Below are 17411 nucleotides of genomic sequence, written 5' to 3' on the forward strand. Positions count from 1 at the left end.
TCCAAATCACGCGAGTTGGCAATCTGTCCCCACATCGAACGGGGATAATCCATGTACGCCGCTGTAAAAGCCAAACCACAGTCCATCGAGGTCGAACACCTTGGACCGGCACCAATGTCGGGGCCGCATCTTGTCGCCACCTACAAGCCGGGTCGCGAGATCTATGCGCAGGGGGATCTGAACGACAAGTGTTATCAGGTTTCGACCGGAGCAGTGCGTATCTACCGCCTCCTTTCAGATGGACGCCGACAAGTCGTATCCTTTCATCTCCCAGGCGAAATGTTCGGGTTCGAAGCAGGATCCAACCATGCTTTCTTTGCCGAAGCCATCACGGAAACAACACTGGCCGTCTTCGGGCGCCGGCATATGCAGGAGCGTTCGCGGGAGCTTCTCGCGCTCGCCTTGACCGGCATGGCACGGGCTCAGCAGCATCTTCTGGTGATCGGCAGGCAATGTGCCGTGGGACGGATTGCCGCATTCCTCGTCGATCTTTGCGAGCGTCAGGGAGGATGCAGGCAGCTACGCTTGCCCATGTCGCGACAGGATATCGCGGACTATCTCGGCCTGACGATCGAAACCGTGTCGCGCGTGGTGACAAAACTGAAGGCGCGCAGCGTCATCGCGCTCAGGGACGCAAGGACGATCGACATCGTGAGGCTGGAAGCTCTGCGTTCGCTCTGCGATTGACCGGCAGTGGTTGCGCGCTCAGCCCTCTCCCCGGTTGCAGCAGTCGACCGGGCGTGGTGAGAGCAGAGGAAAAAGCTATGTTCGTATGGGAGATTTCTTGTGTTGAATGTCACGGATAGTCGCCGCTGGAGATCTCGCGCGATTGGGTTGTTGCAGGGACGGCCAGCCCTACGTCGTGCCGATCAGGTACGCGCTCTCGGGAAATCGCATCTACTGTTTTTCCATGTCCGGCCAGAAGATCGATTGGACGCGCAACAATCAAAGATGTCGCTCCAGATAGAGGAGTTTGCCAGCAACGGCCAATGGAAAAGCGCGGGCGTGTTTGGCCGTTGCCGCGAACCAACGGCGGCGAAGGGCCGCCTTGACGAGCGCATTCACGCCTGGTCCTTGCTTGAGAAGAAGCCAAATTGGTGGAAGCAAGGCAATATCAAGCCTGTACCAGAGGCATCTGTCCATATCTTCACCCGCGTTGAGATAGACGAGACAATGGGGCGGGCAGCAAGCGCTGCTGTAGCCGGCGTACTGCGCGCCGAGCTTGCATCAAGACCGCAATGTGCCCGGGTGACCGGTCCCGCGAACAGGGGCCTGGCTGCCATGTTTCCGACGTCGCGGTCACTCAGGTCTCCGAGGCATGCGCGGCGACGCTCCCATTGTCTTGATCTGAATCAAGGTGCCGAAGCTATGGCAATTCTCGAACGACGTTAGCGGCTTGCGCGCAAGCGTTCACCGTCAGCGATTAGAAAAGAGTTGGGGACCAACCATGAAACACACAGTCGAGATGGTCGTACTTGCCGTCGGCGCCTTCCTGGCGCTGGTCGGAGCCGGCCTCGCCCAGGACCGCCTTTTCGGCGCGCACATGTGGGTGCTGTTCTTCGTGCTGCTCGGCGGCACATTGGTGCTCCTGCGCCGTGTTGATTTCCGTCCGGCTGCCGCGGGTCGCCGGGCCGGAGAGACGGAATATTTCGACGAGGTCGTGAAGTACGGCGTCATCGCCACGGTATTCTGGGGCGTGGTCGGCTTTCTCGTCGGCGTCGTCGTCGCCCTTCAGCTTGCCTTTCCGGACCTCAACGTGGAGCCCTGGTTCAATTTCGGCCGCATGCGGCCGCTCCACACGTCGGCCGTGATCTTCGCGTTCGGCGGCAACGCACTGATCGCCACGTCCTTCTATGTGGTTCAGCGCACGAGTCGAGCGCGCCTCTTCGGCGGAGATCTCGGCTGGTTCGTTTTCTGGGGTTATCAGCTTTTCATCGTGCTTGCAGCGACCGGCTACCTGCTCGGCATTACCCAAAGCCGCGAATACGCGGAACCGGAATGGTACGTCGATCTTTGGCTGACGATCGTCTGGGTTGCCTACCTCGTCGCCTTCCTCGGCACGATCCTGATGCGCAAAGAACCGCACATCTACGTCGCGAACTGGTTCTATCTCGCCTTCATCGTGACGATCGCCATGCTGCACATCGTCAACAACCTGGCGGTGCCGGTATCGTTCCTGGGTTCCAAGAGCTATTCGGCCTTCGCCGGCGTCCAGGACGCGCTGACGCAATGGTGGTACGGCCACAACGCGGTCGGCTTCTTCCTGACCGCCGGCTTTCTGGCAATGATGTACTACTTCATCCCGAAGCAGGTGAATCGCCCCGTCTATTCCTACCGGTTGTCGATCATCCATTTCTGGGCGCTGATCTTCATGTACATCTGGGCAGGTCCCCACCACCTGCACTATACGGCATTGCCGGACTGGGCGCAGACGCTCGGCATGGTCTTCTCCATCATGCTCTGGATGCCCTCCTGGGGCGGCATGATCAACGGCTTGATGACGCTCTCCGGTGCCTGGGACAAGATCCGTACGGATCCGGTCGTCCGCATGATGGTGATGGCCGTTGCCTTCTACGGCATGGCGACCTTCGAGGGGCCCATGATGTCGATCAAGACCGTCAATTCGCTCAGCCACTACACCGACTGGACCATCGGTCACGTCCATTCCGGCGCCCTCGGATGGAACGGCCTGATCACCTTCGGTGCCGTTTACTATCTGGTCCCGAAGCTCTGGAACCGGGAGCGTCTTTACAGCCTGCAAATGGTCAACTGGCACTTTTGGCTCGCGACCCTAGGCATCGTCGTCTATGCCGCCACGATGTGGGTAGCGGGCATCCAGCAGGGGCTGATGTGGCGCGAATACGATGATCAGGGTTTCCTCGTCTACTCCTTTGCGGAGTCGGTGGCGGCGATGTTCCCGTACTACGTCATGCGTGCCGCGGGCGGTGCCCTGTTCCTCGCCGGCGCGCTCCTCATGGCCTTCAACGTAACAATGACCATCCACGGCCGCGTGCGCGATGAGGCCGCGGCCCTGGATGCCGCGCCGCTGCCGGCACCGGCGGAATAGGAGGGCAGATTATGTCCATTCTCGATAAACATGCGCTACTCGAACGGAACGCCACGTTGCTCCTCGTTGGCTCGCTGCTCGTCGTCTCCATCGGCGGCATCGTGGAAATCGCACCGCTCTTCTATCTCGAAAACACCATCGAGAAGGTCGAGGGCATGCGGCCGTATTCACCGCTGGAGCTCGCCGGACGCGACATTTACGTTCGCGAAGGCTGCTATGTCTGCCACAGCCAGATGATCCGCCCGTTCCGAGACGAGGTCGAGCGCTACGGCCACTATTCACTGGCGGCGGAGTCGATGTACGACCACCCGTTTCAGTGGGGATCGAAGCGGACGGGACCGGATCTCGCCCGCGTCGGCGACCGCTACTCCAATGAATGGCACGTGCAGCACATGATCGAACCTCGCTCGGTCGTGCCGGAATCGGTCATGCCGAGCTATGCCTTCCTGAAGGAAACTCCGCTCGAGGTGACGAATATTGCCATGAACCTCGAGGCGAACAGGGCGGTCGGCGTTCCCTACACTGATGAGATGATCGACAACGCGACGGCCGACCTAAAGGCCCAGGCGGATCCCGATGCCGATGCTTCCGGCGTGGAGGCACGCTACCCCAAAGCCAAGCTCGGCGACTTTGACGGCGATCCGCAGCGGCTGAGCGAGATGGATGCGCTCATCGCCTATCTCCAGATGCTCGGCACCCTCGTCGACTTCTCCACCTATGACGACACCACCGGTTATCGCTGAGAAGGAGGCAACATGGAAACCTACACGGCCATGCGCCATTTTGCCGACAGCTGGGGATTGCTCGCCATGGCGTTGTTCTTCCTCGGCGTCGTTTTTTTCATCTTCCGCCCAGGCGCCAAGAACGCTGCCGCTCAGGCGTCTGTCATCCCGTTAAAGGAGGACTGATCCATGGCCGACAAGCACAAGCACGTCGACGAGGTCAGCGGCGTAGAAACCACCGGACACGAATGGGACGGCATCCGCGAACTCAATAATCCTCTGCCGCGTTGGTGGGTCTACAGCTTCTATGCCACGATCATCTGGGCGATCGGCTATGCGATCGCCTATCCCTCGTGGCCTATGCTGACGGAGGCGACCAAGGGCATGCTCGGCTATTCGAGCCGCGCCGAGGTCAGTGCGGAACTGGCCGAAGCGAAGGCAGCTCAGGCAGGTAACCTTGAGCGCATCGCTTCGAGTGCGGTCGAGGACATCATGGCCAACCCGGAACTGAAGCAGTTCGCGATCACGGCCGGTGCATCTGCCTTCAAGGTGAATTGCGCACAATGTCATGGGTCGGGTGCGGCCGGCGGGAAAGGTTTCCCGAATCTCAATGACGACGACTGGCTCTGGGGCGGCAAGCCGCAAGAGATCTATCAGACTATTGCTCATGGAGTTCGCCACGCCCCCGATGGGGAGACGCGGGTTTCGGAGATGCCGCCCTTCGGCGACATGCTGACACCAGAGCAGATGCAGCAGACGGCCGCCTACGTGGTCAGCCTCACCCAGGCTCCTTCGCAACCACACCTGGTCCAGCAGGGTAAGCAGGTGTTCGCCGACAACTGCGCTTCCTGCCATGGCGCCGACGCGAAAGGAAACCGTGAGATGGGAGCACCCAACCTCGCCGATGCGATCTGGCTGAAAGGCGAGGGCGAGCAGGCGATCATCGATCAGATGAAATCGCCAAAGCATGGCGTCATGCCAGCCTGGTTGCAGCGCATCGGCGATCCGGTGGTGAAAGAGCTTGCGGTGTTCGTCCACTCGCTAGGCGGCGGCGAGTAGAGGCCCACGATCAATCGGCCGTGCACCCGCGCGGCCGCTTCCCGATCACAGGCCGGCCTGGTCAGATTTTCGTTCCTCTATCGCAAGAAACCGCTCCGTTCAAAGCTCTTGGGGTTTTCCACCGCATGTGGGGCATGTGGGCCGCAGACTTGACGCAGATCAAGGTGAACAGCGTGCACATCGGCAAAGGTCGCCTCACAAGCGAAACTATCGCCGGAACCTGCCTCCATGCTCCACCAACCCACAACCAAAGCTACAGTCGGACGGCTCGATGCCAAAACCGTCAATGCCGCCCGCGTGCGAGGTCCGCTTTACGAGAAGCGTCGGAAGATCTTCCCGAAGCGGGCCGAGGGTCGTTTCCGCCGGTTCAAATGGCTGGTGATGCTGGTGACGCTCGGCATCTACTATCTGACGCCGTGGCTCCGCTGGGACCGCGGGGCGCATGCGCCGGATCAGGCAGTCCTTATCGACCTCGCTTCCCGGCGCTTCTATTTCTTCTTCATAGAGATTTGGCCGCAGGAGTTCTTCTTCGTCGCGGGGCTCCTGGTGATGGCGGGCTTCGGGCTTTTCCTTGTGACGTCGGCAGTTGGGCGGGCCTGGTGCGGCTACGCCTGCCCGCAGACCGTCTGGGTCGATCTCTTCCTCGTCGTCGAGCGCTTCATCGAGGGCGACCGCAACGCCCGCATGCGCCTCGACGCCGGACCGTGGAGCCTCGACAAGATACGCAAGCGCGTGGCCAAGCATGCCATCTGGCTTGCGATCGGCGTTGCAACCGGCGGCGCGTGGATATTCTATTTCGCCGATGCGCCCTCGCTCATGTCGAGCCTGATCGCGCTCGATGCGCCGCCGGTCGCCTATACCACGATCGGCATTCTGACCGCGACGACCTATGTCCTCGGCGGACTGATGCGCGAGCAGGTCTGCACCTATATGTGCCCATGGCCGCGCATCCAGGCGGCCATGCTGGACGAGAACTCGCTCGTCGTAACCTACAACGACTGGCGGGGGGAGCCGCGCTCGCGGCATGCGAAGAAGGCGGCTGCGGCCGGCGACGTCGTCGGGGACTGCGTCGACTGCAACGCCTGCGTTGCCGTCTGTCCCATGGGCATCGACATACGCGATGGCCAGCAGCTCGAATGCATCACCTGCGCGCTCTGCATCGACGCCTGCGACGGCGTGATGGACAAGCTCGGCCGCGAGCGCGGGCTGATCTCATACGCGACGCTCAGCGACTATGCCGCCAATATGGCCCTCGCGACGAGTGGCGGGACTGCGGCGATCGATCCGAGCCGTGTGCGCGACGCCCATGGCGCTTTCCGTGACAAGGTGAGGCATCTCAGCTGGCGCATCGTCTTCCGACCCCGCGTTCTCGTTTATTTCGGCGTGTGGACGATGGTCGGATTCGGTCTTCTTTTCGGCCTGCTGGCGCGCGACCGGCTAGAACTGAACGTCCTGCACGACCGCAACCCCCAGTTCGTCGTCGAATCCGACGGCTCGGTCCGCAACGGCTACATGGTGAAGCTTCTCAACATGATCCCAGAACAGCGCACCATCAGCCTGACGATCGAGGGTATGCCCACCGCCACTATGCGCGTGGCAGGACAGGCGACGGGCGACGGGCGGAGCGTCACGATTGGTGTCGAGCCGGACAAGGTCACACCCCTCAAAGTCTTCGTCACATTGCCAAAGGGCGGGTTTGCCGAGGCGGAAGGGGGCTTCTCCCTCATTGCGGAGGACCCGTCCAGCCACGAACGCGATGTATATCAGGCCAATTTCAATCTACCGGGAGCAGCAAGACGATGAGCACGGCAAAACAGCGCGGATTCACCGGTTGGCACATGTTGACCGTCATGGGCCTTTTCTTCGGGACCATTATCTCCGTAAACCTCGTCATGGCCTGGAACGCCAGCCGAAGCTGGAGCGGCCTTGTCGTGGAGAACACCTACGTCGCCAGCCAGCAGTTCAACGGCAAGGTGGCCGAGGGTCGCGCCTTTGAGGCAAGCGGCATCAGGGGACGGCTATCGACCGAACCCGGTGCTATTCGCTACGTGCTTACCCGCAACGGCGAACCGGAGCGAAAAATTGACAAGGTCATCGCCGTTCTCAAACGACCAGTCGAGGAGCATGAGGATATGCACGTCGAGCTGGTGCGTATGGGTGTCGGTGTTTTCGCCGCCGAGCAGTCGCTGAAACCCGGCCAGTGGGTTGCTGACGTGACGGCAATGGCGGGTGGAGCGCTCGTCTATCGCCAGGCCATTCGTTTCATCGTCTCGGGAGAGGTCCAATGAGCTGTTGCGCCGCGGGAGCCGCGACAAACTTGGCTGCAGAACGGGCGGGCCAGCGGCTCCCTTCTTCCGAAGAACTTTGGCTTGCGAGCCGGGACCTCGGAGGCGGGTTGCGTCAGACGGAGCTAAGTGTCCCCAACGCCTATTGCGGCGCCTGCATCGCCACGATCGAAGGAGCGCTGCGCGCCAAGCCTGAAGTCGAACGCGCCCGCGTCAATCTCTCCTCCCGCCGCGTTTCAATCGTCTGGAAGGAGGAGGTTGGCGGTCGTCGCACCAATCCCTGTGATTTCTTGCATGCGATCGCTGAGCGTGGCTATCAGACACATCTCTTTTCGTTCGGGGGGGAGGAAAGCGACGACCTGCTGAAGCAGTTGATTCTCGCGGTTGCCGTTTCCGGCTTCGCCGCAACCAATATCATGCTGCTCTCCGTGTCAGTCTGGTCCGGGGCGGATGCGGCCACGCGCGATCTCTTCCACTGGATCTCGGCGCTGATCGCCGGACCAGCGCTGATCTATGCTGGCCGCTTCTTCTACAAGTCGGCATGGAACGCCATTCGCCACGGCCGAACCAACATGGATGTGCCGATCGCGCTCGCCGTCAGCCTTTCCTATGGCATGTCGCTCCATGAGACGATTGGTCATGGCGAACATGCCTGGTTCGATGCATCCGTGACCTTGCTGTTCTTCCTGCTGATCGGCCGTACGCTCGATCACATGATGCGGGGACGTGCACGAACGGCGATCAGCGGTCTCGCACGCCTGTCGCCGCGCGGGGCCACGGTTGTCCATCCGGATGGCTCGCGCGAGTATCGGCCCGTCGACGAGATCAAGCCAGGCGAACGCCTGATTGTCGCGGCTGGCGAGCGTATCCCGGTCGATGGACGGGTGCTGCACGGGACAAGCGATCTCGATCGCTCCGTGGTCAACGGCGAGAGCTCGCCGGCCGTGGTCGCGACAGGGGACACCGTTCAGGCCGGTACGCTCAACCTCACGGGTCCGCTGACGCTGGAGGCGACGGCCGCGGCGCGCGACTCGTTCATCGCCGAAATCATCGGATTGATGGAGGCTGCCGAAGGGGGAAGGGCGCGTTACCGACGCATCGCCGACCGCGCCGCTCGCTATTACTCGCCGGCCGTGCATCTGCTGGCGCTCCTGACCTTCGTCGGCTGGATGCTGGTGGAGGGAGATGTCCGCCACGCCATGTTGGTCGCGGTGGCGGTGCTCATCATCACGTGCCCCTGCGCACTCGGTCTCGCCGTTCCGGTCGTCCAGGTCGTTGCGGCCGGGCGGCTTTTCCAAGGCGGTGTCATGGTCAAGGATGGCTCGGCGATGGAGCGTCTCGCTGAGATCGACACAGTGCTCCTGGACAAGACGGGCACGCTGACCATCGGCAGACCACGGCTCGTGAACGGGCACGAAATCTCACCGGGTCGGCTCGCAATGGCGGCGGGTATCGCGGTGCATTCGCGCCATCCAATGGCAATAGCAATTCAGAATTCGGCAGGGGCAGCCTCGCCGATTGCCGGCGATATCCGGGAAATTCCCGGCGCCGGCATCGAAGTGAAGACCAAGGAGGGCATCTATCGGCTCGGGAGCCGCGACTTTGCGGTCGGCGGTCCGGGGCCCGACGGCGGCCAATCTGAGACAATCCTGTCGTTGGACTTTTGTGAGCTTGCCTGCTTCCGGTTCGAGGACCGGCCGCGGCCCGCATCACGCGAATCGATCGAAGCCCTTGGCCGCCTGGGCATTGCGACCGGAATCCTGTCCGGCGACCGGGAGCCTGTGGTAGCGGCCCTCGCCAGCAGTTTGGGGATTGCGAACTGGCATGCCGAACTCTCGCCACGCGAAAAGGTCGAGGCATGCGCGGTTGCCGCCGAGGCAGGTCACAAGGCCCTGGTAGTTGGGGACGGCATAAACGACGCGCCCGTTCTGCGTGCGGCGCACGTTTCCATGGCTCCGGCGACTGCCGCCGATGTCGGACGGCAGGCTGCCGACTTAGTCTTCATGCATCAGCCCCTATCGGCAGTTCCCTTCGCCATCGAGACTTCGCGGCATGCCGGCCGACTTATCCGGCAGAACTTCGTGCTGGCGATCGGCTACAACGTCATCGCCGTGCCGATCGCAATTCTTGGCTACGCGACTCCGCTCGTTGCCGCTGTCGCGATGTCCACCTCGTCGCTCGTGGTAGTCTTCAATGCTCTGAGACTGAAGCACACGCTTGCCGACGGTAAGCCCGGTACGCCAGCCACATTGATGCATCCAGGCGCGGTGACGTCATGAACACCCTCGTCTATCTCATTCCAATCGCACTCAGTCTCGGTGGTCTTGGACTCGTAGCATTTCTGTGGGCGCTCAAGAGCGGGCAGTACGAGGACCTCGACGGAGCGTCCTGGCGCATACTCGACGACGGCGATGGCGAGGGTTAATGAAGCCAGACTTTATAGCTATTTGACCAAGATCAAATTACCGAAACCGACATAGCGCTAGACTGGTGGCATGTTCATTGGGACACGCGCAATGGAGACACTGCAATTAACTTCGAGCGATAGGACGACCTTCTTGGGTTCGCGTTTCTTCGTGCGGCTGCCGCGCTCCACTGTCGACGCCATTCTCGAGGACACGAGGCTGTCCACTTACGAGGAGCACGATGTCCTCTTCCACCAAGGCGACAGCATCGACGACGTTTTCTTTCTACTTTCAGGTCTGATTCGCCTCTACCGTGTTGGCAAAGACGGGCGCGAGGCCGACGTCGCGGTGTTTTCCAAAGGGGAAATGTTTGCCGAGAACGCCATGTGTCTGGGGCGTGCAACCGCCAGCGCGGAGGCTGCCGAAGCATCCATTGTTGCGCGCATTGACGGTGCCAAGCTTCGCCAACTCGCCGCCGCAGACGCCGACGTGGCGCAGGCTTTCATCGAGCATCTTTGCCATCGAGGTAAGATGACGGAAGACCTGCTCGCGCAAGATCGCCTGCTCACCGCTCCCCAGCGGGTTGCCAGCTATCTACTCGGTCATTGTCCAAACGGCACCGCCACAAGCTTCTCGTTCCGCCTGCCGTTCCAGAAGAGCGTGCTTGCGGGGAAACTTGGCCTTGCCCCGGAAGCCCTGTCACGCGCCTTTTCGACGCTCCGCCAGTCGGGAGTCACCGTGAAGGGTCGGATGATCGAAATTCACGACAGGCATGCGCTGGAGCGGTTCTGATGCGTGCCTACAGGCGCTGGACGGGAAAATCCACTGTGACTTTCTTGCGTCCGAGCCACGAAATTCGCAACCCACTACGTTATGGATACTCTCCATGCCTCGCGCGCGAGCAATATACATGTTTGCGGCGACTGCGCACGTCTTTCCGACACCAACGGTTGTTGATCTGGAACAATGATCGGTTCCGGAGGCTCGTCTATTTGTCGGATTGATTGCAGCGCCGGAACGGAGATTGGATGATGGCGAGACAACGAACGGGATTGAGCCGGCGGCTGGCGTTGGTCGCCGCCTGCATGCTCGTCCTGCAGTCCGTGGTCCACGCGTTCGCCGGCCAGGCGCCGGATATCCTACCATTCGACGCGTTCGGCAATCCGTTCTGTGTTACGGGCGCAAGCCATTCAGACACCGGGCATCGCGGCGGCGATCATGACAAGCTGCCCGAGTGCTGCATTCTCGGATGCGGCATGTCCTCGGCGCTGCCGGCTGCACCTAGCGGCGGCACGTCGCTGATCGTAACGCCGCGGTCTTCAGGCGCTGTCTTGCCTCCATACTGCGAGGTATTCATTCGCAGAAGCGACCATGAGCCCGGCAGTGCGCGAGCCCCGCCACCGATCCCGGACCGCGTCGTGCGTGTCATCGCACGCCAATATCATACCGCCACCTAGAACCATCGTTCGTCGAGGTGCGGGCTATCCGAACCTCATGAAACCGGCTGGCCGCCCAGTCCGCAAGTCAATGCCTTCAGCGATGAAGCGGACCGGCAATGCTGGTCCGTGTGAAACCTCGTTGGCGGGAGCTAGCATTCGATACAGGAGAGAAGTCCAATGCTAAAGAAACTGGCGCTGACCGCCGCCCTGGTTGCCGTTGGTGCGGGAGCGGCGATCGCTCACACCTCGCTCGAAACGAAGGAAGCCCCGGTCGGCGCGAGCTACAAGGCCGTCTTCCGCGTGCAGCACGGCTGCGAGGGCAAGCCGACAAACGTCGTGCGTCCTGATTCCGGAAGGCGTCATTGCCGTCAAGCCGATGCCGAAGCCCGGCTGGATCCTGGAGAAGGTGAGCGGCGCTTACGAGAAAGCCTACGACAACCACGGCACTCCGACGAAGGAGGGCGTGAAGGAGGTGCTGTGGAAGGGCGGCAATCTGGGAGACGACGAATACGACGAGTTCGTGGTGCGCGTCTTCCTCACTCCTGACCTGCCGGTCGGAAAGATTCTCTATTTCCCGACCGTGCAGGAATGCTCGGCGAATGCGGTTGAACGGTGGATCGAGATTCCGGCCGAAGGCCAGAGCGGCGACGATCTCGAGTTTCCGGCTCCCGGCGTAAAGCTCCTCGAAAAGGCACGGGGCCACTGAAATCAACGAGAGGCGGAGGGAAGGGCGCACTCCAGGCGCGCTTCCCTATAGCTGACGGAGGAAGGCTTGAAGATCATGCGCAGGCAACGCTTGAAGGGGCACCAATTCCGCGACCCGGCTCGCCCGCTGTCAGTGTCCGTGCTTGCCTGTTCCGCATGGCTCTGGCTCGCCGCAACGGCCTTCGCGCATGCGTCGCTGGTCGAGACCATTCCTGCCGACAACGCCGTGCTTGCGGAGTCGCCTGCGACATTCTCGATGACCTTCAGCGAAGCGGTCTCGCCGCTCTCCCTCAAGCTGGTCGGGCCGGACGGCTCGAGTGTCAGCCTCGAACGTTACGAGCCGCGCGATCGAACTTTGGAAGTCGAGCCACCATCCAGTCTCGTCCGGGGCACGCGATGTCCGAAGATGGACATCCGATCGGCGGCTCCGTGATCTTCTCGATCGGACCGCCGGGCGCAACCCCTCGCGCAGCCGCAGTGAAAATCGACGGAGAGGTCGGCACGGCAATATGGCTGGCAAAGGTCGCACTCTATCTCGGCCTCTTTCTAGGGATTGGTGGGTCGTTCGCCCCGTCATGGCTTGGAAAGGTCGAGCGCTCCGGAACCGTGACCGTTCACATCATTCTCGGCATCGGGCTCTTCGGAGCGCTGTTGTCTGTCGGCTTCCAGGGCCTCGACGCACTCGCCGTTCCGCTTCGGCGCCTCGCGGATTCGGCGACTTGGCAAGCTGGAATGAGCACTAGAGCACGTGCTGCGATCGATGAATCGATTGTGAAGTGACGACGCAGGCCGAAGCTGATTCAACATCCACAGCGAAGAGGTGGATGATGGGCCAGGCACTGAGCGACGATCTTCGAATACGGGTTTTGAAAGCGTCTGCAGCGGGCATGTCAGCTCGACAGGCTGCAGCCCGGTTCGGAGTTGGGATCTCGACAGCGATCCGCTGGATCGCGAGAGCGAAAGAGGGCGAGCTGACCCCTCGGCCGCAGGGCTGGAGGCGGCCATCGGCGGTAGACGCACACGAGGAATTTGTTGTCGCCCTGATCGAAGAGCGGAAGGACGTGACGCTCGATGAAATGGTCCAGCGCTTGTCCGTCGAACGGCAGGTGAAGATCAGCCGTAGCGCACTTGGCGCCTGGCTTCGAGGCCGAGGATGGACCTTTAAAAAAAGACCGCACACGCACTGGAGCAAGACCGGCCGGATGTCCTGAAGCGCCGGCGCGTCTGGTTTGATGGTCAGCTCGATCTCGATCCGGAGAAGCTGATCTTCATCGATGAAACCGGCCTTTCCACGAAGATGGCACGTCTGCGCGGGCGTGCACTGCGAGGCGAACGTTGCCGGGCCGGCGTACCGCACGGGCACTGGAAGACAACGACCTTCACCGGCGCCTTGCGCCTAACCGGAATGACCGCACCGTTTGTCTACGACGGCGCGATGAACGGCAACGTCTTCCTGGCCTATGTCGAACAGGTACTTCTGCCGACCCTTCAGGCCGGGGACGTCGTAGTCATGGACAACTTGCCAGCACACAAGACATCCGGTGTGCGGGATGCCATCGAGCGCGCCGGGGCCAAGCTTATGTTCCTCCCGCCCTATAGCCCAGACTTCAATCCCATCGAGAATGCATTCTCGATACTGAAAGCCATGCTGCGAGGCCGCGCGGAGCGAAAGATCGATGCCCTGTGGGACGCAGTCGGCGCCTTGATACCCCGCTTCACTCCTGACGAGTGTGCCAACTACTTCAGGGCTGCCGGGTATGACCCGGATTGAACAGGATCTGCTCTAGCTTCGGCCGGACCTCCGTCGTCGCCGTTCTTGCATCTGCGATGGCGATCTTCGCGCTTGTCGCGAAAGGCGGCTGGGGGGCCTTCTTTCGCTGGCTGCGCTCATCGGGACGGGTCTGGCACTTGCGCTGAGCGGCCATGCCAGCGCCGCGGAACCGCAATGGGTTACGCGCCCGATGGTCTTCCTTCACGGTGTCGGCATCGCGTTCTGGACAGGAGCGCTCATGCCGCTTGGGCTAGCGCTCGCACGCCGCACTCCAGAGTCCGGATACATGCTGCGCCGCTTCTCCAACACGATCCCGCTCGTCCTCGCCTTGCTGATCGTCGCCGGCATCGTGTTGGCCGTGGTCCAGGTTCGAAATCTTTCGGCACTGGTCGAAACTGCCTACGGGGCCGTCCTCCTCGCAAAACTGGCCTTGTTCGTCCTGCTTTTTGCACTTGGCGTGTTCAATCGCCTACGGCTGACGGAGCCGGCAGAACGACGGGACGCACCGGCGGCACGGCGCCTCGCTCGGTCGATCGCCATCGAAACCGTCGTCGCCGTCTTGATCTTCGGGGTAGCCGCAGTTTGGCGGTTCACGCCCCCGCCGCGCGCCTTGGAGATCGCCGCTGCCCAGCCTGCAACCGTTCATCTCCATGCACCGCGGGCCATGGCGAACGTGCGGCTCTCGCCTGGCCGCGCCGGGCAGGTCGCGGCGAGGCTGGCGATATTGGCTGCAGCCGATCAACCCGGCGTTCGCATTGGTGATGTCGCTCGTCGCCATGACATTTATCCTGCGCAGATCCGTTGATGGCGGAAAACGCTTAGCCGCTTCGATATGTTAGCAACGTTCCTTCCGGTCCACCTGGTCAACGAAGTAAGCCTCGGGCAGATGCCGGCGGCCGGCGGGACGCCCGCGCTTATCAAGTTCCAGCTGCGAATGGTCGCAGTTTGAAAGTTCCGGCGGACATTGAACGCAAGACGCTGTCATCGTTGATCGCCTGTGTTGAGACTGCATGATCGGGCCGACAGGAAATGTGCGGATCTACTTGGCTTGCGGAGGTGACCGATATGCGGCGCGGTATCGATGGTCTGTCTGCGATGGTCGAGGCGGTGATCAAGGAAGCGCTCGGGTTCCGGAGCGATCTTCGGGTTCCGTGGAAAGCGCGCCGACGAGCTTCTGTGGTGGGATGGCCGTGGCTCGATGAGGGCGTCGAGACCGTTCGCCGCGAGATCGAGGAGGTCAGCCACAAAGAGGCGCGAATTGGCGGCGCCTCGAGCTTCCCTCTGCGGCGACAAGGACGGCCCATTCTTCACCTTGCCGGAACAAGGTGCCAAGCGGCAGCCTGAGGACGTCACGCTCGAACAGGTCAACTGCACGTCCACGCGATAACCATGCCCGAGACGCCGTCGTTCCGGTGGATCGGCAGCTTCGAAAGAAGCCCCGGAAGTGCATGGTCGCTGCAACGGCGGGACAGCGGTCTCTTGCGTCAGTTCTTCGATGGCAAATTAATACACTACATAGGAGCCAAGCTCAAAGTGCCGGACAAACCCGCAGCGTTAAGGTATTTTCGTATGCGGGGGTCGATCCTAACATCGTTCCTATTGTACGATCCGCAAGCCCCCAACTGTTCCTTCACGTCGACCGTCCGACCGAGATACTTCCAGGCGATTGGCGATGCGAACGGCTGCCGGTAGACCTGCGAAGTCATACCGAAGGTCAGTCCGGTGAGAATATCCAGGCTTTTTCGGTACGACGGGTAAAGAATGGATTCGACTATCGTGTCGGCCGATAGTATTTCGAACTCGAGCAGAAATATGCAATTCCCAAGGAATGTGGCCATTCCTTCGTACTTGAGGATTTCCTGCACCTCCTCGTGCGGCCCGGTTCGCTCGATTGTCTTGCTGCAAACCCTTCCCTCCCGTTCGTAGAGATAGACCAGCGAACGGGTGACCTCATCTCGGTCAGAGGGAATGAGGAAATGCGTATGATAATAGCCGAGCATGGTTCGCAACCGCTTCAAATCCCCCGGAAAAGCGCGGTCTATCAACGAGTTCATTCGGTCGCGACCTGATGCCTCCTTTAGCCGCGCCGGTGGTCTAATTTCTCTGGCTGGATCGATGAGTTCATTGATGTCAACTCCGAAAGCCGTGGCTATCCGCTGAAGATTGTGTTGTGACGGCCGAACCCGCCCGGTCAAGTATCTGTCGAATTGTTGCCTGTTGAGGCCAAGCATGCGGCACACTTCCGAAATTGAGCGATAGTGCGCGCACAGGCTGCGCAGTTTTTCTGAGAAAGTATTGCTCAATAGCCCGATTCCTTGCGCTACTTTGCGCACAATCGCGAAACCAGACGCAAAGTCAATGAAAAATGCGCCATTGTTGATGACGCCCAGCCCTTCTAACCTCCGGTCAAAACAATGGGAACGGTAACCTACACCACGACCTATCTGTATGGCCCAGTCGCGGAGCGGTGGGGGTGCGTGAGGGGACCAGCAGCATCTCGAAAGCGGATCTTTTATGAGCTACGGCATCTATATTGGCAAGAACCACACCGCCGACGGCATCGCGTACTTGGGAGGCTATGGTGATGAACCTTCAAGCCATTGGCTCGAGGTGGTTGAGCGAAAGCAGCACTCCGAAGGGACCACGATCAAGGTCGGCGTCACCGCGCAGGCGGATTTGCCGGGCGTAATAACTGAGATACCGCAGGCGCGCGAGACCGCGCGACACATTCGGGTCAATTACAGCTTCTACAAGGGCACGCCGGCACCGCTGACGAACGGCGGGCTCAACGAGTACGGGGTCGCTGTACGCGATATCTGGTCACCATCGCGCCCCGAACTCGTAGCGATGACCCCTCGGGACCAAACGGGACCTAGCTACAGTGATCTTTCGCGCATCGTTCTTGAGCGAGCGAAAAGCGCTGTAGAAGGCGTAAAGCTCATGGGCGATCTTATAGCCCGGTATGGTCACACGACCTACGGAGGCAATTCCAACATTATCGCAGACTCGAATGAGGCGTGGGTCATCATCCAGTTCGCCGGTGGGCAAGGATTATGGGCGGCGGAGCGGCTGGGCGATAACTCCATTAGAGCGTCCCGGCCAGGCTACATTGAAGAAATTCCGATCGAAGGCCAAACTTCTGGAGACTTCCTATACTCGGCCAACCTGGTCGACTTCGCGATCTCGCAAGGCTGGTACTGTCCCACTTCCGGGGACAAGTTCAACGTCAATAAGATCTACGGAGACGCAAAGGGCAAATGGGACGGGGTCAGCTGGATAGAAGGTGAGCTGGCCTCCTTGTCCATGCGGCCGCGGAAAATAACCGTTGAGGACATCTTCTGGGCGATAAGGACCGAGCGATTGACAGGAGATACGGCAGGCTACGGTCAAGTCGTGCCACTGGGAGATGCTGTTCACCCAGAATTACGGATGCTTTGGCACACCCATGTCGGACCCGTGGTAGCGCCCTTTACTCCAGTGTTCATGGGCGTCCGCGAAGTGCCACCGGAATTCAGAATGCATCGATATCTCACTGACGGTGAGGCTGAGCGTTTCCTGGATGGCCGCTGCTTCGACAGCAAGGTCTCTCTCGTCTCGCAACAAGTCGAGTCGACGCGATCGGCGACCTATGTGTTCAAGCGCCTCTTAAATCTCGTCTTCAGGGACAGCGAAGTATTTTTGCCCGAAGTTTCGGCCTTCTTAACAGCGTACGAGCGGAGGCTGTTGGAAGTGAGCGTTGACGTCTCGAAGACAGCTCGCATCCTGCTCCATGCCGGGGAACCCGCGCTAGCGGAGCGGTATCTCACCTATGTGACCAATACTGAGCTTATCAAAGCACTCGACTCCGCCGAACAACTGGCTTGCGCACTGGACGTTCGAAGTCGAGCCCTCCATGCGACCTGTGCCAGGGATAGACTACTCGGTCCTGAGCAGATTCGGTGATGGTGCTCACTCCTGT

General features: G+C 60.8%; 14 protein-coding genes and 5 pseudogenes. 17 read left to right on the forward strand and 2 right to left on the reverse strand.

The features are described from left to right. The first annotated feature begins 51 nt into the window (after nucleotides 1-51). The 16 genes and pseudogenes from PZL22_RS30305 to PZL22_RS30380 form a co-directional block, all read left to right on the forward strand. Nucleotides 52-687, forward strand: a complete 636-nt coding sequence (locus PZL22_RS30305; RefSeq protein ID WP_284718743.1) for a helix-turn-helix domain-containing protein — start codon at nucleotides 52-54, stop codon at nucleotides 685-687. Between the two features lie 77 nt (nucleotides 688-764). Continuing rightward, nucleotides 765-1203, forward strand: a pseudogene (locus tag PZL22_RS31755) (pyridoxamine 5'-phosphate oxidase family protein); the annotation flags it as partial. Nucleotides 1204-1447: 244 nt separating this feature from the next. Further along, the gene (gene ccoN / locus PZL22_RS30310; protein WP_284718744.1) at nucleotides 1448-3067 is read left to right on the forward strand and encodes a cytochrome-c oxidase, cbb3-type subunit I; all 1620 of its coding nucleotides are present in this window, start codon (nucleotides 1448-1450) and stop codon (nucleotides 3065-3067) included. An 11-nt stretch (nucleotides 3068-3078) separates the two neighbouring features. Next, on the forward strand, nucleotides 3079-3810 hold the full coding sequence (gene ccoO, locus PZL22_RS30315; protein ID WP_088196053.1) for a cytochrome-c oxidase, cbb3-type subunit II: 732 nt from the start codon (nucleotides 3079-3081) through the stop codon (nucleotides 3808-3810). Between the two features lie 12 nt (nucleotides 3811-3822). Further along, nucleotides 3823-3975, forward strand: coding sequence for a CcoQ/FixQ family Cbb3-type cytochrome c oxidase assembly chaperone (locus PZL22_RS30320; protein WP_046067137.1), 153 nt, complete (start codon nucleotides 3823-3825; stop codon nucleotides 3973-3975). A gap of 3 nt (nucleotides 3976-3978) precedes the next feature. After that, nucleotides 3979-4848, forward strand: coding sequence for a cytochrome-c oxidase, cbb3-type subunit III (ccoP, locus tag PZL22_RS30325; protein ID WP_127701781.1), 870 nt, complete (start codon nucleotides 3979-3981; stop codon nucleotides 4846-4848). 228 nt (nucleotides 4849-5076) lie between these two features. Next, on the forward strand, nucleotides 5077-6651 hold the full coding sequence (gene ccoG / locus PZL22_RS30330; RefSeq protein WP_127701780.1) for a cytochrome c oxidase accessory protein CcoG: 1575 nt from the start codon (nucleotides 5077-5079) through the stop codon (nucleotides 6649-6651). Further along, nucleotides 6648-7136, forward strand: coding sequence for a FixH family protein (locus PZL22_RS30335; protein WP_013845437.1), 489 nt, complete (start codon nucleotides 6648-6650; stop codon nucleotides 7134-7136). The genes ccoG and PZL22_RS30335 overlap by 4 nt, the downstream gene beginning before the upstream one ends. Then, the gene (locus tag PZL22_RS30340) at nucleotides 7133-9412 is read left to right on the forward strand and encodes a cation-translocating P-type ATPase (protein WP_127701779.1); all 2280 of its coding nucleotides are present in this window, start codon (nucleotides 7133-7135) and stop codon (nucleotides 9410-9412) included. The genes PZL22_RS30335 and PZL22_RS30340 overlap by 4 nt, the downstream gene beginning before the upstream one ends. Then, the gene (ccoS, locus tag PZL22_RS30345; protein WP_013845435.1) at nucleotides 9409-9558 is read left to right on the forward strand and encodes a cbb3-type cytochrome oxidase assembly protein CcoS; all 150 of its coding nucleotides are present in this window, start codon (nucleotides 9409-9411) and stop codon (nucleotides 9556-9558) included. The genes PZL22_RS30340 and ccoS overlap by 4 nt, the downstream gene beginning before the upstream one ends. A 91-nt stretch (nucleotides 9559-9649) precedes the next feature. Further along, the gene (locus PZL22_RS30350; RefSeq protein ID WP_014531561.1) at nucleotides 9650-10330 is read left to right on the forward strand and encodes a Crp/Fnr family transcriptional regulator; all 681 of its coding nucleotides are present in this window, start codon (nucleotides 9650-9652) and stop codon (nucleotides 10328-10330) included. 239 nt (nucleotides 10331-10569) lie between these two features. After that, nucleotides 10570-10995 carry a DUF2946 family protein gene (locus PZL22_RS30355; RefSeq protein ID WP_234836935.1) on the forward strand — a complete coding sequence of 142 codons (426 nt, stop codon included), beginning with the start codon at nucleotides 10570-10572 and terminating at the stop codon, nucleotides 10993-10995. A 159-nt stretch (nucleotides 10996-11154) separates the two neighbouring features. Next, nucleotides 11155-11683 (forward strand): annotated as a pseudogene (locus tag PZL22_RS30360) (YcnI family copper-binding membrane protein). A 75-nt stretch (nucleotides 11684-11758) separates the two neighbouring features. After that, nucleotides 11759-12423: pseudogene (locus PZL22_RS31520) on the forward strand (copper resistance CopC family protein); the annotation flags it as partial. Between the two features lie 86 nt (nucleotides 12424-12509). Continuing rightward, a protein-coding gene (locus PZL22_RS30375) for an IS630-like element ISRm10-1 family transposase (RefSeq protein ID WP_284718745.1) occupies nucleotides 12510-13453 on the forward strand; the annotation gives its coding sequence in 2 pieces (ribosomal slippage) (nucleotides 12510-12846 and nucleotides 12846-13453; 945 coding nt in all). A gap of 11 nt (nucleotides 13454-13464) precedes the next feature. Further along, nucleotides 13465-14183: pseudogene (locus PZL22_RS30380) on the forward strand (copper resistance D family protein); the annotation flags it as partial. 522 nt (nucleotides 14184-14705) lie between these two features. On the opposite strand, the pseudogene PZL22_RS30385 reads toward PZL22_RS30380, so the two are convergent. Next, a pseudogene (locus tag PZL22_RS30385) lies at nucleotides 14706-14875 on the reverse strand (efflux transporter periplasmic adaptor subunit); the annotation flags it as partial. Between the two features lie 89 nt (nucleotides 14876-14964). Beyond that, on the reverse strand, nucleotides 14965-15756 hold the full coding sequence (locus tag PZL22_RS30390; protein ID WP_234706469.1) for a helix-turn-helix domain-containing protein: 792 nt from the start codon (nucleotides 15754-15756) through the stop codon (nucleotides 14965-14967). A 211-nt stretch (nucleotides 15757-15967) separates the two neighbouring features. Between PZL22_RS30390 and PZL22_RS30395 the strand changes: the two genes are divergently transcribed. After that, on the forward strand, nucleotides 15968-17395 hold the full coding sequence (locus tag PZL22_RS30395; RefSeq protein WP_127701724.1) for a C69 family dipeptidase: 1428 nt from the start codon (nucleotides 15968-15970) through the stop codon (nucleotides 17393-17395). Nucleotides 17396-17411 lie beyond the last annotated feature (16 nt).

Origin of the sequence: Ensifer meliloti, from assembly GCF_030064585.1 — a bacterium.
Classification (GTDB): domain Bacteria; phylum Pseudomonadota; class Alphaproteobacteria; order Rhizobiales; family Rhizobiaceae; genus Sinorhizobium; species Sinorhizobium meliloti.

Bases quoted from the DNA above. Each gene is read 5' to 3' on its own strand.
- ccoP (WP_127701781.1), top strand. From the start codon at position 3,979: ATGGCCGACAAGCACAAGCACGTCGACGAGGTCAGCGGCGTAGAAACC.
- PZL22_RS30340 (WP_127701779.1), top strand. From the start codon at position 7,133: ATGAGCTGTTGCGCCGCGGGAGCCGCGACAAACTTGGCTGCAGAACGG.
- PZL22_RS30305 (WP_284718743.1), top strand. From the start codon at position 52: ATGTACGCCGCTGTAAAAGCCAAACCACAGTCCATCGAGGTCGAACAC.
- ccoN (WP_284718744.1), top strand. From the start codon at position 1,448: ATGAAACACACAGTCGAGATGGTCGTACTTGCCGTCGGCGCCTTCCTG.
- ccoS (WP_013845435.1), top strand. From the start codon at position 9,409: ATGAACACCCTCGTCTATCTCATTCCAATCGCACTCAGTCTCGGTGGT.
- PZL22_RS30320 (WP_046067137.1), top strand. From the start codon at position 3,823: ATGGAAACCTACACGGCCATGCGCCATTTTGCCGACAGCTGGGGATTG.
- PZL22_RS30335 (WP_013845437.1), top strand. From the start codon at position 6,648: ATGAGCACGGCAAAACAGCGCGGATTCACCGGTTGGCACATGTTGACC.
- PZL22_RS30350 (WP_014531561.1), top strand. From the start codon at position 9,650: ATGGAGACACTGCAATTAACTTCGAGCGATAGGACGACCTTCTTGGGT.
- PZL22_RS30395 (WP_127701724.1), top strand. From the start codon at position 15,968: ATGAGCTACGGCATCTATATTGGCAAGAACCACACCGCCGACGGCATC.
- ccoG (WP_127701780.1), top strand. From the start codon at position 5,077: ATGCTCCACCAACCCACAACCAAAGCTACAGTCGGACGGCTCGATGCC.
- ccoO (WP_088196053.1), top strand. From the start codon at position 3,079: ATGTCCATTCTCGATAAACATGCGCTACTCGAACGGAACGCCACGTTG.
- PZL22_RS30355 (WP_234836935.1), top strand. From the start codon at position 10,570: ATGGCGAGACAACGAACGGGATTGAGCCGGCGGCTGGCGTTGGTCGCC.